The following is a 21,739-nucleotide window of genomic DNA, read 5'->3' as shown; positions in this document are numbered from 1 at the left end:
GTTGCCGCTCTCCGCAGTCTGTGCTTTTAGCCGCAAGCACCAATGAATCCGCACTGCGTGCAATAGTCGCAGCCATCCTTTTTGATCACGGCATGGGCACCACATTCAGTGCATTTCTTGCCGGCCATCACGGCAGTGATGGGCGCGGGCGTTGAGAGAGCAGGCGTTGGAACTTCGGACGGCAACAGCGGGTTGACCGCTTGCTCGCGCTGGATACGCAGCGCCAAGATGTTCTGAATCGCCCATGCCATGGCCGCCACTTCAGAGTCATGCCAAAGCGGTATGCGCGCGCCGTCGTCACGCACCTTGTGACCGCAACGCACTGGGCCACGGTCCCAGGCGACCTTGCGCATGTCCGACAACGCCCTCTCTAGAAAGCCCCCACGTGCGGCCAGCGACAGCAATCGCATGCTGGCGGTGATCCACTGCTGCGATTCTCCACTTTGGCCCACGGGCATAAAGAATTCGATGGCCCGCTCCACCGTGCCCTGGCCCGCGCCAAGGGAGACGGGCAAAAAGGACACGATCAAGTACAAGGACTTGGCACCTTCGCTGGTCCAGTATTCAATTTTTTCGGCTACCGCATCAAGTGCCCCCTGGGGTCGGCTTTCAATCACGGTGCGCATAGGATCCGCTGTTACGGCCATGACCTTGCCCTGCGCAGCACTGACGTTATCGACCGGACTGGACTCGGACGTCAGAGTCAGTACGGAGCCCAAAATAGCATTAGGCCGGTAAGTGGCCAAACCTTTGAGGCCCTCGCGCCAGGCCTGCAGGTAAAGGCCTTTGAAATCGTCATACGGGCAGTCGGCCGCGACGTTGACGGTTTTGGAAATGGCCGTGTCCACAAAGGGCTGCACAGCAGCCATCATCGCGATGTGCGCGTTGGCGCTCATCTCCAGGGCTCCCACAAAGAAGTCGGGTAAGTGGGCTGTGTCGCCGCCCAGCTCACGGTAAAGACGCCATGCGTGATCTTGTACCTCGTACTCGGTGCGCGTGCCATCGGCCTCTCGTTTTTTTCGGATGTAGGTCCACGAAAAAGCGGGTTCAATGCCGTTGGAGGCGTTGTCCGCAAAGGCCAAGCTCACCGTGCCCGTGGGCGCGATGGACAACAGATGGCTGTTGCGAATGCCATGTGCGCAAATATCGGCCTGGATCTCCTCGGGCAAGCGACTGGCAAAGGTGCCCTCGGCCAAGTAGGTCTGGGCATCGAATAGAGCAAAAGCGCCTTTCTCGCATGCCAACGCGACCGATGCGGTATACGCCGCATCACGCATGACGCAGGCTATTTTTTGTGCCATGTCGCGCCCTTCTGCTGCGTTGTAGCGAAGGCCCAGCATCACCAGCGCGTCACCCAAACCGGTAAAACCCACGCCAATGCGGCGCTTGGCCTGAGCCTCCAACTGCTGCTGGGGCAATGGCCAGTGGGTCAGGTCAAGAAGATTGTCCAGGGCTCGCACCTGCAAGGACACGCTGTGAACAAAGGCCTCAAAGTCAAACCGGGCATCACCGCCATGGCCGAAAGGGTATCGGACAAAGCGCGGCAAGATGATCGGCCCCAGATCGCAGCAACCATAGGGCGGAAGGGGTTGCTCGCCGCAGGGATTGGTCGCGCTGATCGACTCGATCGCCCGCAGGTTATTGTCGCGATTGATCTGATCAAGGAACAAAATACCGGGTTCGGCAAAGTCGTAGGCAGATCGCATGATGGTTTCCCATAGGTCCTGCGCCCGCAAGCTTTGGTAAACCCATTGACCATCATCACGTTGCCAGGCGCCTTGCTGGATCTGTTCTTGGCCAGGGTGGGCGACATGCACAAGGTCCCAGTTGGAGTCGTTTTGCACCGCCACAATAAAAGCGTCACTGACCCCCACCGACACGTTGAAGTTGTTCCACCGACCCGGGGTGCGCTTGGCGGTTATAAATTCCATCACGTCCGGATGGTCGATGCGCAGTACGCCCATCTGTGCACCGCGCCGGGCGCCTGCGCTTTCTACCGTGGCACAGGACTGATCAAACACATTGATGTAGCTGCAAGGGCCCGACGCGATGGATGCGGTTGCCTTGACGCGAGCGCCTTTGGGCCGAATGCGGGAAAAATCATAGCCCACACCACCGCCGCGGCGCATGGTTTCAGCGGCCTCGCGCAGCGCCTCGTAAATGCCCGCAAACCCGCCATCGTCGCGCCCCTGAATGCAGTCTCCGACGGGCTGCACAAAACAATTGATCAGGGTTGCCTGGATGCCGGTGCCCGCAGCGCTCATGATGCGGCCAGCGCCAATGGCACCGGCCTCCAGATTGCGGAGGAACTTTGCCTCGTATTCAGCGCGCAGCTCGGGCTTTTCAACGCTGGCCAGGGCGCGGGCCACACGGTCAAACAATTCACTGGCGCTGGTCTCTTTGTCCTTGAGGTATTTTTCTTTGAGTACATCGGTGCTGATCGGCTGCGGCGGCAGAGTCGGCAAGTCAGCGGCCCGCACAGGGCCTCGAGCGATACGGTTCATTTAGCATTCCTTTCAAAAACGCCATCAGCGCTTCGTTGTTTCCAATTTTTCGCACAGCAGCCCTTGCAGGGCCGCAGGGCTTTGAGGCTATTGACAACCATCAAGCCGACAAATGCGGCGGTGCGCGCATTTGTTCGGGCGTCGTAAAGTAAGCAGCGGTTTCGCCCATGCGGGCCTGTGCTTTGTGCAACTCGTGCCGAGCTAGGATACGCAGATGAACTTCATCCGGACCATCCATCAAATGCATCGCACGACCCCAAGTCCAAAAATAGGCCAAAGGCGTATCGGGTGACAAACCCATGGCACCGAACACCTGCATGGCACGTTCGACCACCCGGGTTTGCAAGCGAGCGGCAACCACCTTGATCGCCGACACTTGGGCCCGAATTTCTGCTGTGGGGGCTTCACCCACATCCAGCATCCATGCGGTTTTAAGCACCAAAAGCCTGGCTTGATCGATCTCCAACCGAGACTCGGCCAGCCAGTCCTGCACATTCGACTGATCCGATAAGTGTTTGCCAAATGCGGTGCGTTCAAGGGCGCGCTCGGTGGCCATTTCGAGTGCCAACTCACACTGGCCTATGGTGCGCATGCAGTGATGAACCCGCCCAGGACCCAAACGCGCCTGCGCCATGGCAAACCCCTGCCCCCAGGTTCCCAGCAAATGGTCTTTGGGGATGCGCACTTGACGAAATAAGATTTCACAATGCCCCTCAGGCGCCAGGTGATGCACCACTGAAATATTGCGCACCACCTCGACCCCTGGCGTGTCCAGGGGCAGCAGCACCAAGCTGTGCTGCTGATGCACCGCCGGCCCCTGGCTGGCCGTGTCGTCCATTAGCGACACACTGGCATTTCGGCACATGACGATCAACAGTTTGCATTGCGGGTGCGCAGCGCCCGTGATGAACCACTTGCGCCCGTTCAACACCCAGGCATCGCCCTCAGCGCGCAAGGTGGTTTGCAAATTGGTCGGGTCGGAGGATGCCACATCGGGCTCGGACATGGCAAAGGCCGATCGGATTTCTCCACGTAGCAAAGGGGTCAGCCATTGCGCACGCTGCGCTGCATTGGCAAATCGGTGCAGCAATTCCATGTTGCCGCTGTCGGGGGCGTTGCAGTTGAAGACCTCGGCCGCCCAGGGCAGGCGGCCCATGGTTTCGGCCAGCGGGGCATAGTCCAGGTGGCTCAGCGCTGTGCCCGGTTCATCTGGCCGCAAGTCAGGCAAAAAAAGATTCCACAAACCCTCTTCCTGGGCCAGCGACTTCAAGTCTTGCATGAAAGGCGGTGGGTAATCCCCCGTCTTGACCGCTTGATGCCACGCTGCGTTGTAAGGCAACAGGTACCTTTGCATGAACGCCTGCAAGCGCTCATGCCACTGGCGCGCACGCAGGGATGGCGAAAAATCCATGTCACAACTCCAAACAAAACCCAACACAGCGTGCTTTAAGGCCGCCTCCAGTTGCGCGCTGAGCGGCAACTGCGACAAAGACCCATAAACATTGCGGTAAATATTCACAAGAAATGAATCTTATCTCATAATAGGTTCATTTTCAATGAATGTTTAAAGGACGCACATGCTTACTCTTACAACCAACGACCAGAACAGCACACAAATTTATGCACAAAACAGTCTCGGCGCCATGGCCGTCAAAGTGCCAGGGGCTACTGCTGTCTTTCGTTACTTCAAATTGGACTTTTGTTGTGGCGGCAAACAAAGCTTAGAAATGGCTTGCGCCGAAAAAGGACTCAATCCAGCGACAATTTTGGAAGCCCTGCATGCACTGGATCGAACCCAGCAACTGCCTGCCGAACCCACCGCATCAGAACTGATCGAGCACATTCTGGCGCGCTACCACGCGGTACACCGACAACAACTGCCTGAACTGATCCGCATGGCGCGCCGAGTGGAGGCCGTTCATCGGGAGCACCCTCAGGTTCCGCAAGGTTTGGCAACCCACTTGGAGAGCATGCAAGTAGAACTGCTGGTGCACATGGCAAAAGAAGAAGCCATTCTTTTTCCCCTGCTGCACTCGGGTGGACACCCCATGGCTGGACACCCGATCGACATGATGCGGCATGAACACATCAGCCATGGCGCTCAGTTGGAGAGGCTAGCGGAGTTGACCTGCCAGCATCAAGCTCCCGATGGGGCATGCAACACGTGGCAAGCCCTGTATGCGGGAACGCAAAGCCTGAGCGAAGACCTGATCGAGCATATCCACTTGGAAAATAACTGCTTGTTTTCAGGCTTTGAAAGCAGCAATGCTTCGCCTAGCCCCATCGCAGCCAACCCAAAAGTAACCATATGAAAACCGAGGTCAGCGACGGGTTGAATCGAACACAGCGCGCAGGCCTGCGACCACTGCAAATTAAAGGCAAAGTGCTGCTGCCGATTGTGCAAGGGGGTATGGGCGTTGGCGTTTCGGCCTCCAAACTTGCATCTGCAGTCGCACGGTGTGGGGGCATGGGCACTATTTCGTCGGTGGATCTGCGCCGACTGCATCCTGACTTGATGCAAGAGACAAAGCACCTAGACAAAGAGCTCGATGCCAGACAGCGCATTGACGCAGCCAACCTGACCGCCTTGGACCGCGAAATCAAGCAGGCCCGTCAAATGAGCCAAGGACAGGGCTGGCTGGCGGTCAACATCATGAAAGCCCTCAGCGCCTATGAAGCCTGTGTCCATCAAGCCATCGAAAGTGGTGCTGATGCATTGGTCGTGGGGGCCGGTCTGCCGCTGGACCTGCCCGATCTGACGCGCAACCATCCCCAAGTCGCACTGATTCCTATCTTGTCAGACGCCCGAGGCGTGCAACTGCTGGTGCGCAAATGGGAAAAGAAAGGCCGGCTACCGGACGCCATTGTCATTGAAAACCCCCGCTTGGCCGGTGGCCATCTGGGTGCAGCCAAAATCGCGGACCTGAACGATGCGCGCTTTGACTTTGAAGTCGTGCTGCCACAGGTGCTTGAATTTTTCAAAGCATCGGGCATAGAAAACCTGATCCCCCTGATTGCCGCAGGCGGCATCAGCAGTCATGCCGACATTGCCCGTTTACAAAGCATGGGCGCCAGTGGCGTGCAACTGGGCACTGCGTTTGCCGTGACCCAAGAGTGCGATGCATCCCTGGCGTTCAAAAATATTCTGGCGCAAGCGCGACCACAAGACATGGTGGAGTTCTTGAGCGTGGCCGGATTACCAGCGCGTGCAGTGCGCACGCCTTGGTTGGACAAATACCTGCGGATCTTGCCTGTACTGCAAGAAAGGGCCCACCCCAAGGCCAAGTGCAATATGTCATTTGATTGCCTGCAGCATTGCGGCTTGCGAGATGGCAATGCGGGAATTGGCCAGTTCTGCATTGATCAACAACTGGGCCATGCATTAACAGGTGACTTGCAACGTGGCTTGTATTTCAGGGGCGCAGGCACATTGCCGTTTGGCTCACAAATCAAAACTGTCCAAGATTTGATTGAACACTTGTTGACACCTGCGAAAGAGGCGACAAATCTCCACACACCTTGAGACTGTTGCTGGCAGCTTAAAAAATGTGTGCCACCCCTTTCAAGACAGCAACCGTCCCTCGCCCTTTTCTTCAATCGTTTGGCCATCCCGAATGTGGTAAATCCGCTTGAAGCTGGGGATGATTTTTTCATCGTGCGTGACCACAATGATGGCCGTCTGCGCTTGTTGCGCCATGGCATTGAGGATGCGCATGACTGAGAGCGCCCGCTCGCTGTCCAGCGGCGCCGTGGGCTCGTCCGCCAAAATCACAGGCGGCTTGTTGGCCAGCGCCCGCGCAATAGAAACCCGCTGCTGCTCACCGCCGGACAGTTGCCCGGGTTCGGCTTTGGCACGGTGCGCCACATCCAACGCGGTCAGCAACTCCAAAGCGCGCTGGCGGGCTTGCACATTGGGCACACCGGCCAGCATGGGCAGCAAGGCGACGTTGTCGATCACATCCAAAAACGGAATCAGATACGGCGCTTGAAACACAAAACCAATGCGGTCACGCCGCAATGCGCGAAGGTTCGAGGTCTTCCAGCCGTTGTCGTAGATCACTTCATTGCCCAAAGTCATGCGCCCCGAGGTGGGCTCAATGATCGCGCCCAAACATTTGAGCAAGGTGCTTTTGCCTGAACCCGAAGGCCCCACCAAGCCCACCACCTCGCCCGGTGCCACTTGCATGTTGACGTTTTTCAAGGCCTCCACGGCCGTGTCGCCGTGGCCGTAGACTTTGCGCAAATTTTCAATGAGGATGCCGCCCGTGCTTGTGGTCATGGTCTCTTTCAACTGATGGCCTGCGCCGGGTCTACACGCAAAGCGACGCGGATGGCCAAGGTACTGGCCAATGCGCAAATGAGCAAGGTGGCAGCAAATCCCAGCACCGCATCTTGCGTCAGCAGCAACACGAACTTGGGAAACACAGGCGCCCATAAAGTGGCGGCCACTTTGCCCACCACAAAACCAATCACTCCCAAGCCCAAGGCTTGCTGCAAGATCATGCTGGCAATGGTGAGGTTGCGCGTGCCGATCAGTTTCAGCACCGCAATCTCGCGGATTTTCCCCAGCGTCATGGTGTAGATGATGAACGCCACAATCGCGGCACTGACGACCGCCAAAATGACCAGGAACATGCCGATCTGTTTGGCCGAGGTGGCAATCAATTTGTCCACCAAAATCTCTTCCATGTCGCTGCGGGTATAGACCGTCAAATGCTTCCAGCGGCGAATCGGCTCAGCCACTTGCGCGGCCTGATGGCCCTCTGCGACCTGCACCAACACCGCATTCACGTTGCGGCTGCTGATTTGCAAGTTCTGCACCGCGTCCAGCAAACCCGGCACGGCCGGCCGGTTGAACGCCGGGTTCGCGCTGGTGCGCACGCGGTCGTTCACCAGGGCATCGTTGTCTTTCAGGAATTGCGCTTCCTGTGCGTCCTTCAAAGCAATGAACACCATCGGGTCACCACCCGAAGACACCATTCTTTGGGTCAAGCCCACCACCGCGTAAGCATGGCGGCGAATCTGCACGGTGTCGCCCAGGGCCAAACCGGTTTTGATATCGGCCACGGCTTCGTAATGGCTGCGCGTCAGATGACGGCCCGCCACCAGATGGCCCGGCTGACCGGGCAAGCCGGCCGTGCCAGGTTCAATCCCCACCACCATGGCGCGGGCCTCACGACCACCGCGCGCCTGGATCTGCATCGTGAAGTAAGTGATGTTGGCCGCCTTGGCAACGCCGGGCATGCCTTGAATGCTGCGCACCAGGTCGTCCTTCAAATTGGACGCTTCCGCGTAAGGGCCTTGGGTGCCTTTTTGAACCACCCACAGATCGGCGCCACTGTTGCTCAGCAGCGCCTGTGCATCGTCCACCATGCCGCGAAACACGCCGGCCATGGTCAGCGTCACACCAATCAGCAAGCCCAAACCAAACCCCGTCAGGATGAACTTGGCCCAACTGTGCTGAATGTCGCGCAGCGCCAAATTGATCATGGCTTGGCCTGTTTAACCAAGGCATCCACCACCCGAAAGCCAGCCCCGGGCTTGAGCGCTTTTTCGCTGTAAACCACGACGCTGTCGCCGGCCTGCAGACCGCTCAAGGCCTGGATGCGGCCGTCCAAGCTGGAGGCGCCCCATTGCACCGGCGAAAACTCGATCTGGCCTGCGGCCACACGCCACACGCCGCTGCGCCCCTGGTGCTGTTGCACGCTGGCTTGCGGCACCACCGGGCTATCGGCCGTGGCCTTCAAGTCCAGCGTCACCTCGACCATTTCGCCAATCGACGCCGCAGGCGGAATCTCGCTGAAGCCCACCTGGGCGATCCGCTCCTCGGTCACCGCATCGGCAAGCCACTCCAAGCGTTCGACTTGACCCGTCCAGATCTGCTGCGGCTGCGAGCGCAGCACGATCTTGGCCCCCAAGCCCACGGCCAATCCAGCGGAGCGGCTTTGGTCTACGCGCATCTTGACCCACAGGCTGGCGGGATTGGCCAGGCGCAACACCGGTTGCCCGGCCACCACGGTGCTGCCGGCTTCGGCATCGCGGCTGATCACCACCGCATCGGCGGGGGCCAACAGACGTGTGTTTTGGCGTTGCAGCAAGACCGCAGCGCGCTCCGCCTGCAAACGCTGCAGGTCTTGTCCAGCCGCCTGAAGGTTCGCCTGAGACGTTTGAAAAGCGGCGTCGGCTGAAATCAATTCTTGCTCGCGCACTTCCAGCGCGCCCTGGCTGATGAAGTTTTGCCGCGCCAAGTCCTTTTGGCGCAGCAAATTGGTGCTGGCCAACGCCTGTCTCGCTTTGGCATCCAACACCTGCGCTTGAGCCGCCACCTGAACGCTTCGCGCCTTGGCCCATGCCGCCTCTTGCGCCAACAGACGTTGCTCCAAGTCGACGGGATCCATCTCGGCCAGCAATTGGCCGGCCTTGACCTTGTCACCCACATCCACATGCACGCGCAGCACACGCCCCGCCACTGTGGGCCCCATGAGCCAGCTTTGCTTGGCCTCCACACTGCCCACACCAAACACCGAGGGCGTGAGGCTGTCGTGGCTAACGCGCACCACGGTGAGTCGCGTCGGTGCCAATGGGCCGAGGCGAAAGGCGACGAAACCGATCGCGGCGATCAAGGCGACGGCCCCGACCACCATCAGCCCTCGGCGTTGGTTCAAACTGGACAACTTCATGATTTTTCCCTGGTGGTGCGCGCCGGAACATGGCTTAGCCCGTTGGCGTAAATATTAAAAACAGCGGCGGCTTGCAAGTGCATGCCCTGCAGTGAACCGGCCATCAACGACTGCATGACCAAGCCCTGAACGGCGCCCATGAACAGCACCGTGGCCGCCTGGGTATCGAGCTGCGCTGAAATGGTTTGGGCTTGCACGGCGCCATCCAGCAGGCCCTTGACCAACTGGCGATAGTCACGCATCAACGATTGCGCCCGCTCTTTGAGCGGCGTGGCCTTGGCATGCTGCAACTCCTGAAACACCAAGCGCGGCACCCCCGGGTAGGCCTGCACAAATTGAATGTGCGCCATGAACACGGCGCGCAAAACTGCCAGCGGCACAGCTTGCGCACCCGATTCACTGACCACGGCTTGCAAACGCGCCATCAAGGCCTGATGCGCCCAATCGAGCACCGCAAGCCAAATCGCTTCTTTGCTCTCAAAGTGCTTGAATACTGCACCCTGGGTGATGCCCACCACTTGAGCCAGATCACCCGTAGTGATTTCAGCAGGGCTTTTTTCTGCGGCCAGTTGCAACGCAGCCTGGACCAAGCCGGCTTGGCGTTCGTGGGTTCGCTGTTTAGGGTGAGAACTGGAAGTCATAAAACATAAGTAATTAATGAATTACTTTAGCATGTTTTGCTTTGACTTTCTTGAAAACACTCAACCTTGCGCAATCGATCTCCCAAATGCAACCCGGTCATTCAAAAAATGAATCCTCGAGTTGAATGAGGGAAAGGAAAAATCAGATCACAGGAAAGATTCAGCGCCGACAATTTCACCGAAACATTCTTCAAAATCGACTTGATGACTGGATGTGTGCGCAAGGCAATGTTCAAGGACACCATGGACAGCAACATCCTGGACCAGCTCATGACCGCTGTGCGGTGCTGGCTTTAAGGGCAAGAGCTCCCGGCTCAAGGAAGCTGTCGCCTGCATCGCCATCGGCCTGAAACAGCATAGTAAGGCCGATTCGCATGGGAGGAATGGGGTAGCCACAGGCGGGGAAATTCGAAGTTGCCAACGTGGTTCTGATCGGGCTTGATGGGCACGTTGAGCGCCATGCCAACTCCAGCGCCGCCATCCTTCACCTTACCTGCCTGATGCTGAAAAACCGGCTGGGCCTGAGTGCCTCAGATTCAATGCGCAGGTTCTAAAGACAGTTTCCCTGTTGCCAGCCTTCAAGCAAGAGCTCTGAGGGCCGGCGATGGATGATGGTGCCGCCGGGGATGACAGCCAAGGTCACCAGCTTGATTTGCACGACCGATTGGCTCATGACCTGCCCCTGTATCGATACTGCAGCTGTTGGGCCAGTGTCGCTCGGCTCGTGGCAAGGAACTCGGAACATTGGTGGGTCAAAGAATTCGCCGCAAGGATAAGGGCTGGAGCCTGATTGCTGGTCACCTGATAGATCTGTTCGACCAGCAACTAAATGTTTAGCTGTCGGAGGCAGCTCCCCTGATCGAACGCAATGACGTTCACCGACAGTGAATAATTGTTGTCTGCTGATACGCAGGAATGGTTCTGCTGCGAAAAAAAATGGTCGACGCGTCGTCGGCCCAAGTCAGATTTACCATGGGGCACCTCCTTCTTAGCCGGTTCGACGATAGTAAGGTCGGCAAGTCCGACGAAAGCCACCTAGCCTTTTGCACGGAGGGCGCCTTGTCAGCATCAGAAATTTAAGACCGTGCGAGAAGTACGCAGATCAAGTACGCAGTCTCGAATCAACTCCCGACGTGTAACTTTTTGAGAAAAATCGAGCAACCTTGCAGGTAACTTTGGTTACCAACAGCTGGTACGTGCAGCCTGAACTTTTGTGCACACAAAACGTTGAGCAGCCCATTTATGTTGATGCTTCAAGGAAACACTGCAGCCATTGATGGGCCGTAGTTATAGTTACCAACACTGGCTACCAAAAAAAACCTTTTTTATAGCCGCCGAGGCTGCGTCCAAATGAGATCTGAAAGTGCTTGAAGTGAACTATCCTGAGTGCCGCATTGATTCAGCTTGATAGCTACCCGAGCTGACCTATTGCCTCGCGTAAATTGATGCCGGTCGGACATTCCGGCAGAAGCAGTACGACCTGAAAAAGCGGAGATATTGGGTCTGCGGCCAAAGCGCCCAGCAGACAGCTCCCCCGACATGACCGCGCTGGAGAAGGTCACAGATGCGCATCGAGCGCTGACGGTTCGTCGCTACCCAACGCCTTAGCGGCAAGTGATCAAGCCCTTGCGCAACACAGTCACTATCAACCATCAGCCTGTGCCCTCATGCTCATTGCTCAGTAAGCTCTCTACACAGTATCAAGTGGTACGGTGAGCGTTGAGGCGACTGCGCCATCCCAGCTTTGCACTCAGTTGGGACAACGGTTGGGACAACGGATGATTCCTGAGCCACAAAGAAGAAAGGACTTAGCCCCTTGCGAAGCCAAGTCCTTGATTCATATGGTCGGCGTGGCGGGATTCGAACTCGCGACCCCTTGCACCCCATGCAAGTGCGCTACCAGGCTGCGCTACACGCCGACTAGAAATGAATTATACCCTGAGAAATAGCCCTCACACACTCAGCAAAGCGCGAATATCCAAAAGCTCTCGTTGAAGGGAAGCGTAATCTGCCGCAGGGACATCCAGGTCAAACGAAGGCCTGTATGCAGACAGGTCTGAAGCCTCTTCGTCCACCACATCTGTACTGAACTCAGCATCTGGATCTGCAGGCAAAGCACGTCGTCCCAAGCGATCCGCCTGCACCAGCTCTTGCAACTTGTTACGCGCCCCACTGATGGTGAACCCTTGGTCGTACAACAGATCCCGAATACGTCGGATCATCAGCACTTCATGGTGCTGGTAGTAGCGCCGATTGCCTCGACGCTTGACCGGGCGCAACTGGGTAAATTCCTGCTCCCAATAGCGCAGCACATGGGGCTTAACGCCACACAACTCTCCCACTTCACCAATGGTGAAATAGCGTTTGGCAGGGATAGAGGGAAGCGGACTGTCCATGAACGACAACAAGTTACGTGGAAAACCTTGTAGCTTACTGCAACTTATGGACTCAAGTCCAGCCCGTCTTGCAGGCGTTCAGCTTGACCACTTGTGACTCGATGGCGGTAGCAAGCAGAAAAGTGCTCATAGATGCTTCAAAACAGTTTCAATCCGAGTGCAATTCGTCTTTTACGACCGTGCTACAGAACAGTAAACGAACAGACAAGGCATTTTCTAAAACGGACGAGTGTGTGTTTTTTGCCAGGTCAATGCTGCGAAGTTCCCATGTGGAGCGCAAAAAGATCGGCACCAGCAGATGCAGACATGCACGCAAGCTGGCACTCCAAACCATCAGGTAACGCTCCTCTCACTCACAAGAAGCCAGCGCAGCGATATGAACTCGCGGGCGACAAAGCAACCCAAGTCGTCCATGGTTGGTTAAAGCATGCACGACGTCTGGACGAAAATAAAGTTGTCTTGTACGTCTGGCCAGAGATCAGCCACATGCGGATGACGGTTGGCATGTCCAATCGCTCGAATGCTGCCGCCAGCACTGAGCGCTTTAGGCAAAAAAAAGCGGTCCGAGTCTTGGACTCGCACCGCTTTCTTACTCAAGGAAAAAAGTGATTACTTCTTCTTGTTCACGGCTGCCTTGAAGGCGGCGCCGGCAGTGAATTTAGGAACGGTTGCAGCTGCAATTTTCAGCTTCTCGCCGGTGCGGGGGTTCTTACCGGCACGAGCAGCGCGCTTGGCGGCTTTGAAAGTGCCAAAACCGATCAATTGCACATCTTGCTTCTTGGCAACGGTCTTGGTGATGATTTCAACCAATGCCGACACAGCACGGCCAGCAGCAGCTTTGGACAATTCGGTTTCTTTAGCCAGGGCTTCGATCAGTTCTGCTTTGTTCACGAGTTATCTCCTTAAAGGGTGAGAGGGGAAACCGAATCATAAATCATGCGGAGCACAATTTCTCAAAATTGGAAAATTGCCATCACAACTTATGAATACATCAGAGGTGTTTAAACCATTTGGCCAAAGAAAAAGCCCCGCAAATCTATGATTTACGGGGCTTGAATCTGGTGGGCGATACATGGATCGAACATGTGACCCCTGCAGTGTGAATGCAGTGCTCTACCGCTGAGCTAATCGCCCTATCGCTTTGCAGCGCAGAGCTAAATTATGGCATAAAAAATCAGCCTCTTTGAGTCGGCCAGAACAATTTTTGAACTCAATGGGCATTTGCCACAAGACGCCAGATGGTTTTACCTCCACTGGACTTGTCCATTTGAGCCAGTACGTCTTCATGTGCCGCCAGCTCTTGATCATTGGCGCTCAACACTGGCAAAACAAAACCGGTCAAGTCCACTTGTACTGAAACCCCGGATGCATCGGTGCTTGAATCCTGGCCCGCATCAATCAGCAAGGCCTCTTGGCCACGCGTCATGTTGATGTACACATCAGCCAGCAATTCGGCATCGAGCAAAGCGCCGTGCAAGGTGCGACCGGAGTTGTCCACTTCCAGGCGGTCGCACAAGGCGTCCAGGCTGTTGCGTTTGCCAGGGAACATTTCCTTGGCCATGGCCAGGGTGTCGATGACGCCGCTGACATAAGCCTTGAGCGGTTTCTTGCCCACGCGCTCGAGCTCTTTGTTCAAAAAGCCGATGTCGAACGCGGCGTTGTGGATGATCAGTTCCGCATCACTCAGGTAGTCGAGGATGTCATCGGCCAGCTGGGCGAACTTGGGCTTGTCGCGCAAGAACTCGTTGCTGATGCCGTGCACCTTGAGCGCGTCTTCGTGGCTGTCGCGCTCGGGGTTGAAATAGAAATGCAGGTTGTTGCCGGTGAGCTTGCGGGCGTAAAGCTCCACACAGCCCAGCTCGATGATGCGGTCGCCGCCTTCGGCTGAAAGACCGGTGGTTTCAGTGTCCAGAACGATTTGGCGCATGTCTTCCCGCTCCGTCTGTTCAGTGGTTTTCTTTGGCGTGGTTGACGGTGTAGCGCGGGATCTCGATCACCAAGTCGCTTTTGGCCACAAAGGCCTGACAGCTCAGGCGCGAATTGGGCTCCAGGCCCCAGGCGCGGTCGAGCAGGTCTTCCTCGGTTTCTTCCATCTCGTTGAGGGTGTTGAAGCCCTCACGCACCACCACATGGCATGTGGTGCAGGCGGCGCTCATGTCGCAGGCGTGTTCGATGTTGATTTTGTTGTCCAGCAGCGCTTCGCAGATGCTGGTGCCCGCAGGCGCGGTGATTTGCGCACCGCTGGGGCAGTACTCGGGATGGGGCAGGATTTTGATGACGGGCATGACGGTATTGTGATTCACATCGACTGGATGTTCTGGCCAGCCAGGGCTTTCTGGATGCTGTGGTTCATGCGCTCGGCGGCGAAGGCTTCGGTGCCTTTGGCCAGCGCCTGGGTGCAGTCTTCCAGCGCTTTGGCATCTTGCTCGGTCTGGATGGCCGCTTGCAAAGTGGCCATCTGGGCATCAATGGCGGCACGCTCTGCAGGGCTGAGCAAATCGCCATCGGCCTGCAAAGCACTGCGCGTGGCCAGCAGCATGCGGTCGGCATCGACCCGCGCCTCGACCAAGGCACGGGCTTGCATGTCGGCCTGGGCGGTGGTGAAGCTTTCCTGCAGCATGGTGGCGATCTGATCGTCGCTCAGGCCGTAAGACGGTTTGACGTCGATGCGCGCTTCCACACCACTGATTAGTTCTTTGGCACCCACGCTCAGCAAGCCATCGGCATCGACCGTGAACGTGACGCGGATGCGGGCTGCGCCAGCGGCCATGGGCGGGATGCCGCGCAGCTCAAAACGGGCCAGGCTGCGGCAGTCTTGCACCAGATCGCGCTCGCCCTGCACCACATGCAGCGCCAGTGCGGTTTGTCCGTCCTGGTAGGTGGTGAAGTCTTGCGCCATGGCGGTGGGGATGGTCTGGTTGCGCGGGATGATGCGCTCCACCAGGCCGCCCATGGTCTCGATGCCCAGCGACAGCGGGATCACATCCAGCAGCAGCAATTCGCCTGCGGCGTTGTTGCCCGCCAGCTGGTTGGCCTGAATGGCCGCGCCCAAAGCCACGACTTCGTCGGGGTTGAGGTTGTTGAGTGGGGCCTGCCCAAAAAAGTCGGCCACGGCCTGCTGGATTTGCGGCATGCGGGTGGAGCCGCCCACCATGACCACGCCTTGCACATCGTCTTTGGCCAGTTGGGCATCGCGCAGCGCTTTGCGCACGGCGGTGATGCAGCGGGCCGTGAGGGCCTGGGTGGCTTGCTCGAAATCGACACGGCTGATTTGCACCGACAAAGCGCCGGAGGACAGGGCCACATTCAGGCTGGCCATGTCGGCATTCGTCAAAGCCTCTTTGGCAGCACGGGCTGCCGCCTTAAGCAGGGTTTTGTCTTCGGCCGTGACGGCTTGCAGGCCAGGCTGCCGGGCCATAGCGAAGTCGGCCAGGGCCTGGTCGTAATCGTCGCCACCCAAAGCCGAGTCGCCGCCGGTAGACAGCACTTCAAACACGCCTTGCGTCAGCCGCAGGATGGAAATGTCGAAGGTGCCGCCACCCAGATCGAACACGGCGTAAACGCCTTCGCTGGCATTGTCCAGACCGTAGGCAATGGCGGCTGCGGTGGGTTCGTTGATCAAGCGCAACACATTCAGACCGGCCAACTGGGCAGCGTCTTTGGTGGCCTGGCGCTGGGCGTCGTCAAAGTAGGCAGGCACGGTGATGACCGCGCCGTACAGGTCGTCGTTGAAGGTGTCTTCGGCGCGGTAACGCAGCGTGGCCAAAATTTCGGCGCTCACCTCAACCGGTGACTTGGGGCCTTGCACAGTTTGAATGCTGAGCATGCCTTTGTCACTGGCTGTGAATTCGTAAGGCAGCTTGCTGCGGTCCGCAATGTCGTTGAGGCCACGCCCCATGAAACGCTTGACCGAGGAGATGGTGTTGACCGGATCGGTGGCCGCAGACTGCACCGCGTCAAAGCCGATCTGGCGACCCTGGCCCGGCATGAAACGCACGACCGAGGGCAAGATCACCCGGCCATCGTCATCGGGCAGACACTCGGCCACGCCGTTGCGCACCGAAGCCACCAGCGAGTGCGTGGTGCCCAGGTCGATGCCCACCGCGATGCGGCGCTGGTGCGGGTCGGGCGACTGGCCCGGTTCGGAAATCTGCAGTAAGGCCATGTTCAATCAAAGGTGGTGTTCAAGTCGCCCACCTGCATGAGGCGTTGCGACCCAAAAGGATCAGATCAATCGGTCGAGTTTAGCGTTCACTTCTTGCGTGAAGCGTTCAATGAACATCAGCGCCCTCACCTGCCCCACGGCCTGCGCGGGGTCTTTGGCTTCGTCGAGCAAACGAGCCAGCTCTTGCTGCACGCGGCGCTGTTCGGCGCTCACAACACCTGCCAGCGCTTCCAAGCCCTCAGACGTGTCGGTTTCATCCAGGCTTTCGCGCCATTCCATCTGCTGCATCAGGAACGAGGCGGGCATGGCCGTGTTGTTTTCGGCTTGCACGGGCGCGCCTTGCAGCTCGCACAAATAGGCGGCGCGCTTGAGCGGGTCTTTCAGGCGCTGGTAGGCCTCGTTGATGCGCACCGACCACTGCATGGCCACGCGCTGGGCAGCCGCACCTTCGGCCGCAAAGCGGTCCGGGTGGGCTTCGCGCTGCAGGGCCTTCCAGCGGGCATCGAGCTGTGCGCGGTCCTGTGCGTATTGCACCGGCACATCAAACAGCTCGAAGTCGTTGGCCTGAAGTGAAATCACACGCGGAACGACTCGCCGCAACCGCAGCGGTCGCGTTCGTTGGGGTTGTTGAAGCGGAAACCTTCGTTCAGGCCTTCGCGCACAAAGTCCAGCTCGGTGCCGTCGATGTAGGCCAGGCTTTTCGGGTCCACCAGCACCTTGACGCCGTGGCCTTCAAAGACCACGTCTTCCGGGGCGATCTCGTCCACGTATTCGAGCTTGTAGGCCAGGCCCGAGCAGCCCGTGGTCTTGACGCCCAGGCGCACGCCCACACCCGAACCACGCTTGGCCAGGTAGCGGGTCACATGCCGGGCAGCGGCTTCAGACAGTGTGATGGCCATGTCAGTTCAGGTGTTTTTTTTTGTAGTCGTCCACAGCCGCCTTGATGGCGTCTTCGGCCAGGATGGAGCAGTGGATTTTCACGGGCGGCAGCGCCAGCTCTTCGGCGATTTCGCTGTTTTTCAGGGCCGCTGCCTCGTCCAGCGTCTTGCCCTTGACCCATTCGGTCACCAGCGAGCTGGAGGCGATGGCCGAGCCGCAGCCATAGGTTTTGAAGCGTGCGTCTTCGATCACACCGGTTGTCGGGTTGACCTTGATCTGCAGCTTCATCACGTCGCCGCAAGCCGGTGCACCGACCATGCCGGTACCCACGTCTTCGTCGCCCTTGTCGAACGAGCCGACGTTGCGGGGGTTTTCGTAGTGGTCAACCACTTTTTCAGAATAAGCCATGGTGTTTCTCCTTTATCAGTGGGCAGCCCACTGGATGGTGCTCAGGTCGATGCCGTCTTTGTGCATTTCCCACAGGGGGCTGAGTTCGCGCAGCTTGGCCACGTTCTCGCGGATGGTGTTGATCGCGTAGTCGATGTCTTCTTCGGTGGTCCAGCGGCCAATCGTCATGCGCAAGCTGCTGTGGGCCAACTCGTCGCTGCGGCCCAAGGCGCGCAAGACATAGCTGGGCTCCAGGCTGGCCGAGGTGCAAGCAGAACCCGACGACACCGCCAGGCCCTTGATGCCCATGATCAGGGACTCGCCCTCCACATAATTGAAACTGATGTTGATGTTTTGCGGCACGCGCTGGGTGGCGTGACCGTTCAAAAACACCTGCTCCATATCGCTCAGGCCCGCAATCAGGCGGTCGTGCAAGGCACGCGCCTTGGCGTTGTCCTGCGCCATCTCCAGCTTGGCAATGCGAAACGCCTCGCCCATGCCCACGCACTGGTGGGTGGGCAAAGTGCCCGAGCGCATGCCGCGCTCGTGACCACCGCCGTGCATTTGCGCTTCGAGGCGAATGCGGGGCTTGCGGCGCACGTACAAAGCGCCAATGCCTTTGGGGCCGTAGGTCTTGTGTGAGGCCAGGCTCATCAGGTCGATGGGCAGCTGGGTCATGTCGATCTCGACCTTGCCGGTGGCCTGGGCCGCATCGACGTGGAAGATGATGCCTTTTTCGCGGCACAGGTTGCCAATCGCGGTCACGTCCTGGATCACGCCGATTTCGTTGTTCACGAACATCACGCTGATCAAGATGGTGTCGGGGCGAATCGCGGCTTTGAGCGCGTCCATGCTCAGCAAACCATCGGCCTGCACATCGAGGTAAGTCACTTCAAAACCCTGACGCTCGAGCTCACGCATGGTGTCGAGCACAGCCTTGTGTTCGGTCTTGACGGTGATCAGGTGCTTGCCGCGTGACTTGTAAAAGTGCGCTGCGCCCTTGATGGCCAAGTTGTTGGATTCGGTGGCGCCGCTGGTCCAGACGATTTCGCGCGGGTCGGCACCGATCAACTCGGCCACGTACTCGCGGGCTTTTTCAACCGCGGCTTCGGCTTCCCAGCCCCAGGCGTGGCTGCGCGAAGCGGGGTTGCCAAAGTGCTCGCGCAACCAGGGAATGATGGCGTCCACCACCCGGGGGTCGCAGGGGTTGGTCGCGCCGTAGTCGAGGTAAATGGGGAAATGTGGCGTGGTCATGGTGAAGACTTCTTTGGAATGATCAGGATTTTGCAAACACAGTGCCCAATTCAAAAACCGAATTGGGGCCCGTCACGCGGATGGGTTTGACCACCGGCATGGGCGAAATGGCACGCTTGATGTTGGGCTTGCTCTCCACCACCAAGCCTTTGGCCAGTTGGTCTTCCACCAGCTTTTGCAGCGTAACGGAATCGAGAAACTCGACCATCTTGGAATTGAGCGAAGCCCACAGATCGTGCGTCATGCAACGGGCATCGCCGCCGTGGCAATTTTCCTTGCCACCGCAATGCGTGGCGTCGATGGGCTCGTCCACCGACAAAATGATATCGGCCACTGTAATGTCGGTCGATTTGCGGCCCAGCGTGTAGCCCCCGCCGGGGCCACGGGTGGACTCGACCAGGTTGTGACGGCGCAGCTTGCCAAACAACTGCTCCAGATAAGACAGAGAAATCTGTTGGCGCTGGCTGATCGCGGCCAAAGTCACGGGGCCGGCATCCTGGCGCAAAGCCAGATCAATCATGGCGGTCACGGCAAAACGGCCTTTGGTGGTCAAACGCATGGCAGGCTCCTGGAGTGTGGACGGCAGTCAAAATGCAGCAGTCACCGCTGATCCCGACTAAACGAGTCAAGTATACCGCAATCCCGATCAAATCGCTCGGGTTATAGGGGTATTCGAGCCAGCCCCGCCTGCACCTCAGTGTTTGCCCACCAAGCGGTACACAAAGGCGCCCAAAAACGCCACGCCCAAGGCACACAGGCTAAAGGCATAAGGCAGCCACCCTCTGTCCACACCAAAAGACATCGCCAGCACGCCCGCAGACTGGCCAAAAAACAGCACGCAAGCAAACAGCGTGACCGCCGTGCCGCGCGCATGTGGCGCCATTTGTGTGGCTTGCGTCTGCAAGGTGTTGTGCAACATGTAAAAGCCGAAGCCTGTGAAGAAGCACCCCAGCATGCCCAGGACCTGCTGCTGCGCCCAAGCCAGGGTCGACAGGCCCAAGACGATCAGGCTGGCGCCCGTGCGCACCAAGCCGCGCTCACCGCCCAGCCAACCCAGCCAACGGCGGGCCAGTTGGCTGTAGATCAAACCGCCCACACCGTACAGCATCATCACGGTGCCGGCAAACACCACGCTCATGTCGAACTGTTGGTGCAAATGTGTGGGGATGAACGCCATCGCGCCAAAAATCAAAGCGCCTTCCACAATGGTGGCGCTCAGAACTTGCTGCACACGGCGGTTGCGGCCTAACTCAAACGTGTTGGCAAATGCCCCCATGAAGCCTTTTGTGGAGGGCGCTGGGGCAGGCATGCTGCGAACTTTGCGCAACAAAAAAACAGACGCGGTGGCAAAGCACGCCGACACCACCACAAAAGCGGTGCGCCAGCCCAGGTTCTCGGCGGCAAAACCACCGAACCACAAGCCCACCATCATGCCGCTGACGGTGGCCCCCATCAGCCTGGCCAAGGTTTCCTGACGGCGGTCGTAGGCCACCTGGTCACCGATCCAGGCCAAGGTGAGCGGAATGATGCCTGCAGCCGCGCCCCCCATGAAGGCACGCATGACCACCAAGGACGTCAGACTTGGCGCCATGCTGGTGATAATGCTGAAGATGGCGCACGCCAGTGCCGCCAATGAAATGACACGCAGCTTGCCGAACCGGTCTCCCAATGGGCCGTAAAACAACTGCATCACGCCGTAGGCCACGGCAAAGGCTGAAACCACACTTGACGCCTCGCCGGTGGTGACCTGAAACTCCCGCCCCAGCACCACCAGCATCGGGTCGCACATGCGCATGGACACCATGCTGGCAAAGCCAGCCAAGCCCATTACACGCAAGCTGCTGCGTTCAGCTTGCGCTGTGGATGTCATCGATCAGCCGTTCAGCTGCTGTTCCAGATCGTGCAGGACCTGGTAGCAAGGCAGCACTTGGGCAATCGAGCTGTTGGGCTCGCGACCCTCACTGATCGCGGCGAAGAACTCGCGGTCTTGCAGCTCAATGCCGTTCATCGACACCGCCACTTGCGACACATCGATCTTTTCTTCCTTGCCGGTGTACAGGTCGTCGTAACGGGCCAGATAAGTGCCGGTGTCGCCGATGTAGCGGAAGTAGGTCCCCAGAGGGCCATCGTTGTTGAAGCTGAGCGACAAAGTGCAGATCGCACCGTTGGCGGCCTTGAGCTGGATGCTCATGTCCATGGCGATGCCCAGCGTGGGGTGGATCGGGCCTTGCACCGCATTGGCTTTGACGATGGGGCTGCCGCACTGGTAGGCGAACAGGTCCACGGTGTGGGCAGCGTGGTGCCACAGCAGGTGGTCGGTCCAGCTGCGGGCCTGGCCCAGCGCGTTCATGTTGGTGCGGCGGAAGAAGTAGGTCTGCACATCCATCTGCTGGATGTTGAATTCACCGGCCTTGATCTTGTTGTTCACCCACTGGTGGCTGGGGTTGAAGCGGCGGGTGTGGCCCACCATGGCCACCAGGCCGCTTTCCTTTTGAACGCGCAGAACTTCCTGGCCTTCCTTGTACACATCGCACAGCGGGATCTCGACCTGCACATGCTTGCCCGCCTTCAGGCAAGCCAGGGTCTGGCTGGCGTGCATTTGCGTGGGGGTGCACAGGATGACGGCATCGACTTCTTTCAAAGCCAGCGCTTCGTCCAACTCGGTCGTGGCGTGGGCGATGCCGTATTGGGCGGCGACTTCTTTGGTTTTTTCGATGTCACGGCTGATCAGCGAGACGACTTCCACGCCGTCGATGTTCTTGATGCCGTCCAGGTGTTTGATGCCGAAGGCACCTGCGCCCGCCAGGGCAACTTTGATGGTTTTGCTCATGAT

Annotated in this window: 21 protein-coding genes and 2 tRNA genes; 3 read left to right on the top strand and 20 right to left on the bottom strand. The window is 58.3% G+C overall.

The window, feature by feature from the left end; all coding sequences use genetic code 11:
* Positions 1-26 precede the first annotated feature (26 nt).
* A complete protein-coding gene (locus tag Q1W40_RS00385; protein WP_300707701.1) occupies positions 27-2,504 on the bottom strand; it encodes an adenosylcobalamin-dependent ribonucleoside-diphosphate reductase in 2,478 nt (825 codons plus the stop codon).
* A 100-nt stretch (positions 2,505-2,604) separates the two neighbouring features.
* Entirely contained in the window at positions 2,605-3,915 is a 1,311-nt protein-coding gene (locus Q1W40_RS00380; RefSeq protein ID WP_300707699.1) for an acyl-CoA dehydrogenase family protein, read from the bottom strand.
* A 166-nt stretch (positions 3,916-4,081) separates the two neighbouring features.
* On the opposite strand from Q1W40_RS00380, the gene ytfE reads away from it, so the two are divergent.
* Positions 4,082-4,816 carry an iron-sulfur cluster repair protein YtfE gene (gene ytfE, locus Q1W40_RS00375; RefSeq protein ID WP_300707697.1) on the top strand — a complete coding sequence of 245 codons (735 nt, stop codon included), beginning with the start codon at positions 4,082-4,084 and terminating at the stop codon, positions 4,814-4,816.
* Complete coding sequence (locus Q1W40_RS00370; protein ID WP_300707695.1) at positions 4,813-6,027, top strand: nitronate monooxygenase family protein; 1,215 nt, start codon at positions 4,813-4,815, stop codon at positions 6,025-6,027. The genes ytfE and Q1W40_RS00370 overlap by 4 nt, the downstream gene beginning before the upstream one ends.
* Before the next feature lie 39 nt (positions 6,028-6,066).
* Here the strand turns inward: Q1W40_RS00370 and Q1W40_RS00365 are convergent, their stop codons facing one another.
* From Q1W40_RS00365 to Q1W40_RS00340, 6 genes are all read right to left on the bottom strand, one after another.
* Positions 6,067-6,783: an ABC transporter ATP-binding protein gene (locus tag Q1W40_RS00365; protein ID WP_300707693.1), complete on the bottom strand. Its 717-nt coding sequence runs from the start codon at positions 6,781-6,783 to the stop codon at positions 6,067-6,069.
* An 8-nt stretch (positions 6,784-6,791) separates the two neighbouring features.
* A complete protein-coding gene (locus Q1W40_RS00360) occupies positions 6,792-7,994 on the bottom strand; it encodes an ABC transporter permease (RefSeq protein ID WP_300707691.1) in 1,203 nt (400 codons plus the stop codon).
* The gene (locus Q1W40_RS00355) at positions 7,991-9,184 is read right to left on the bottom strand and encodes an efflux RND transporter periplasmic adaptor subunit (protein ID WP_300707689.1); all 1,194 of its coding nucleotides are present in this window, start codon (positions 9,182-9,184) and stop codon (positions 7,991-7,993) included. The genes Q1W40_RS00360 and Q1W40_RS00355 overlap by 4 nt, the downstream gene beginning before the upstream one ends.
* Complete coding sequence (locus Q1W40_RS00350; protein ID WP_300707687.1) at positions 9,181-9,825, bottom strand: TetR/AcrR family transcriptional regulator; 645 nt, start codon at positions 9,823-9,825, stop codon at positions 9,181-9,183. The genes Q1W40_RS00355 and Q1W40_RS00350 overlap by 4 nt, the downstream gene beginning before the upstream one ends.
* A 1,842-nt stretch (positions 9,826-11,667) precedes the next feature.
* Positions 11,668-11,744, bottom strand: a tRNA-Pro gene (locus tag Q1W40_RS00345).
* 33 nt (positions 11,745-11,777) lie between these two features.
* Positions 11,778-12,221 (bottom strand): MerR family transcriptional regulator, encoded by a 444-nt coding sequence (locus tag Q1W40_RS00340; protein ID WP_300707685.1) that lies wholly within the window; start codon positions 12,219-12,221, stop codon positions 11,778-11,780.
* A 306-nt stretch (positions 12,222-12,527) separates the two neighbouring features.
* Between Q1W40_RS00340 and Q1W40_RS00335 the strand changes: the two genes are divergently transcribed.
* Positions 12,528-12,830: a hypothetical protein gene (locus tag Q1W40_RS00335; RefSeq protein WP_300707683.1), complete on the top strand. Its 303-nt coding sequence runs from the start codon at positions 12,528-12,530 to the stop codon at positions 12,828-12,830.
* Here the strand turns inward: Q1W40_RS00335 and Q1W40_RS00330 are convergent, their stop codons facing one another.
* The 12 genes from Q1W40_RS00330 to Q1W40_RS00275 form a co-directional block, all read right to left on the bottom strand.
* On the bottom strand, positions 12,831-13,112 hold the full coding sequence (locus tag Q1W40_RS00330; RefSeq protein WP_108326601.1) for an HU family DNA-binding protein: 282 nt from the start codon (positions 13,110-13,112) through the stop codon (positions 12,831-12,833).
* 168 nt (positions 13,113-13,280) lie between these two features.
* Positions 13,281-13,355: transfer RNA gene (locus Q1W40_RS00325), tRNA-Val, on the bottom strand.
* Positions 13,356-13,431: 76 nt separating this feature from the next.
* Entirely contained in the window at positions 13,432-14,148 is a 717-nt protein-coding gene (gene dnaQ, locus Q1W40_RS00320; protein WP_300707679.1) for a DNA polymerase III subunit epsilon, read from the bottom strand.
* Between the two features lie 19 nt (positions 14,149-14,167).
* Positions 14,168-14,506, bottom strand: a complete 339-nt coding sequence (gene fdx / locus Q1W40_RS00315) for an ISC system 2Fe-2S type ferredoxin (RefSeq protein WP_300707677.1) — start codon at positions 14,504-14,506, stop codon at positions 14,168-14,170.
* A gap of 14 nt (positions 14,507-14,520) precedes the next feature.
* Positions 14,521-16,386 (bottom strand): Fe-S protein assembly chaperone HscA, encoded by a 1,866-nt coding sequence (hscA, locus tag Q1W40_RS00310; protein WP_300707675.1) that lies wholly within the window; start codon positions 16,384-16,386, stop codon positions 14,521-14,523.
* Positions 16,387-16,446: 60 nt separating this feature from the next.
* Positions 16,447-16,962 carry a Fe-S protein assembly co-chaperone HscB gene (gene hscB, locus Q1W40_RS00305; protein WP_300707747.1) on the bottom strand — a complete coding sequence of 172 codons (516 nt, stop codon included), beginning with the start codon at positions 16,960-16,962 and terminating at the stop codon, positions 16,447-16,449.
* Positions 16,962-17,285, bottom strand: a complete 324-nt coding sequence (iscA, locus tag Q1W40_RS00300) for an iron-sulfur cluster assembly protein IscA (protein ID WP_300707673.1) — start codon at positions 17,283-17,285, stop codon at positions 16,962-16,964. The genes hscB and iscA overlap by 1 nt, the downstream gene beginning before the upstream one ends.
* 1 nt (position 17,286) lies before the next feature.
* Positions 17,287-17,673: a Fe-S cluster assembly scaffold IscU gene (gene iscU, locus Q1W40_RS00295; protein ID WP_300707671.1), complete on the bottom strand. Its 387-nt coding sequence runs from the start codon at positions 17,671-17,673 to the stop codon at positions 17,287-17,289.
* A 15-nt stretch (positions 17,674-17,688) separates the two neighbouring features.
* Positions 17,689-18,906 carry an IscS subfamily cysteine desulfurase gene (locus Q1W40_RS00290; protein ID WP_300707668.1) on the bottom strand — a complete coding sequence of 406 codons (1,218 nt, stop codon included), beginning with the start codon at positions 18,904-18,906 and terminating at the stop codon, positions 17,689-17,691.
* Positions 18,907-18,928: 22 nt separating this feature from the next.
* Positions 18,929-19,465, bottom strand: a complete 537-nt coding sequence (iscR, locus tag Q1W40_RS00285; RefSeq protein WP_300707666.1) for a Fe-S cluster assembly transcriptional regulator IscR — start codon at positions 19,463-19,465, stop codon at positions 18,929-18,931.
* 135 nt (positions 19,466-19,600) lie between these two features.
* Complete coding sequence (locus Q1W40_RS00280; RefSeq protein WP_300707664.1) at positions 19,601-20,776, bottom strand: MFS transporter; 1,176 nt, start codon at positions 20,774-20,776, stop codon at positions 19,601-19,603.
* A 3-nt stretch (positions 20,777-20,779) separates the two neighbouring features.
* Complete coding sequence (locus tag Q1W40_RS00275; RefSeq protein ID WP_300707662.1) at positions 20,780-21,736, bottom strand: Gfo/Idh/MocA family oxidoreductase; 957 nt, start codon at positions 21,734-21,736, stop codon at positions 20,780-20,782.
* Positions 21,737-21,739: the final 3 nt, after the last annotated feature.

The sequence above is a fragment of the Limnohabitans sp. genome, assembly GCF_030158565.1.
In the GTDB taxonomy this organism is placed as follows: Bacteria; Pseudomonadota; Gammaproteobacteria; order Burkholderiales; family Burkholderiaceae_C; genus Limnohabitans_A.
This window is presented reverse-complemented; position numbering and strand designations above follow the sequence as displayed.

What these genes read in the sequence shown, in the direction of transcription:
- Q1W40_RS00385 (WP_300707701.1), bottom strand. Translation starts at nt 2,504, where the DNA reads ATGAACCGTATCGCTCGAGGCCCTGTGCGGGCCGCTGACTTGCCGACT.
- Q1W40_RS00380 (WP_300707699.1), bottom strand. Translation starts at nt 3,915, where the DNA reads ATGGATTTTTCGCCATCCCTGCGTGCGCGCCAGTGGCATGAGCGCTTG.
- ytfE (WP_300707697.1), top strand. Translation starts at nt 4,082, where the DNA reads ATGCTTACTCTTACAACCAACGACCAGAACAGCACACAAATTTATGCA.
- Q1W40_RS00370 (WP_300707695.1), top strand. Translation starts at nt 4,813, where the DNA reads ATGAAAACCGAGGTCAGCGACGGGTTGAATCGAACACAGCGCGCAGGC.
- Q1W40_RS00365 (WP_300707693.1), bottom strand. Translation starts at nt 6,783, where the DNA reads ATGACCACAAGCACGGGCGGCATCCTCATTGAAAATTTGCGCAAAGTC.
- Q1W40_RS00360 (WP_300707691.1), bottom strand. Translation starts at nt 7,994, where the DNA reads ATGATCAATTTGGCGCTGCGCGACATTCAGCACAGTTGGGCCAAGTTC.
- Q1W40_RS00355 (WP_300707689.1), bottom strand. Translation starts at nt 9,184, where the DNA reads ATGAAGTTGTCCAGTTTGAACCAACGCCGAGGGCTGATGGTGGTCGGG.
- Q1W40_RS00350 (WP_300707687.1), bottom strand. Translation starts at nt 9,825, where the DNA reads ATGACTTCCAGTTCTCACCCTAAACAGCGAACCCACGAACGCCAAGCC.
- Q1W40_RS00340 (WP_300707685.1), bottom strand. Translation starts at nt 12,221, where the DNA reads ATGGACAGTCCGCTTCCCTCTATCCCTGCCAAACGCTATTTCACCATT.
- Q1W40_RS00335 (WP_300707683.1), top strand. Translation starts at nt 12,528, where the DNA reads ATGCACGCAAGCTGGCACTCCAAACCATCAGGTAACGCTCCTCTCACT.
- dnaQ (WP_300707679.1), bottom strand. Translation starts at nt 14,148, where the DNA reads ATGCGCCAAATCGTTCTGGACACTGAAACCACCGGTCTTTCAGCCGAA.
- fdx (WP_300707677.1), bottom strand. Translation starts at nt 14,506, where the DNA reads ATGCCCGTCATCAAAATCCTGCCCCATCCCGAGTACTGCCCCAGCGGT.
- hscA (WP_300707675.1), bottom strand. Translation starts at nt 16,386, where the DNA reads ATGGCCTTACTGCAGATTTCCGAACCGGGCCAGTCGCCCGACCCGCAC.
- iscA (WP_300707673.1), bottom strand. Translation starts at nt 17,285, where the DNA reads ATGGCCATCACACTGTCTGAAGCCGCTGCCCGGCATGTGACCCGCTAC.
- iscU (WP_300707671.1), bottom strand. Translation starts at nt 17,673, where the DNA reads ATGGCTTATTCTGAAAAAGTGGTTGACCACTACGAAAACCCCCGCAAC.
- Q1W40_RS00290 (WP_300707668.1), bottom strand. Translation starts at nt 18,906, where the DNA reads ATGACCACGCCACATTTCCCCATTTACCTCGACTACGGCGCGACCAAC.
- iscR (WP_300707666.1), bottom strand. Translation starts at nt 19,465, where the DNA reads ATGCGTTTGACCACCAAAGGCCGTTTTGCCGTGACCGCCATGATTGAT.
- Q1W40_RS00280 (WP_300707664.1), bottom strand. Translation starts at nt 20,776, where the DNA reads ATGACATCCACAGCGCAAGCTGAACGCAGCAGCTTGCGTGTAATGGGC.
- Q1W40_RS00275 (WP_300707662.1), bottom strand. Translation starts at nt 21,736, where the DNA reads ATGAGCAAAACCATCAAAGTTGCCCTGGCGGGCGCAGGTGCCTTCGGC.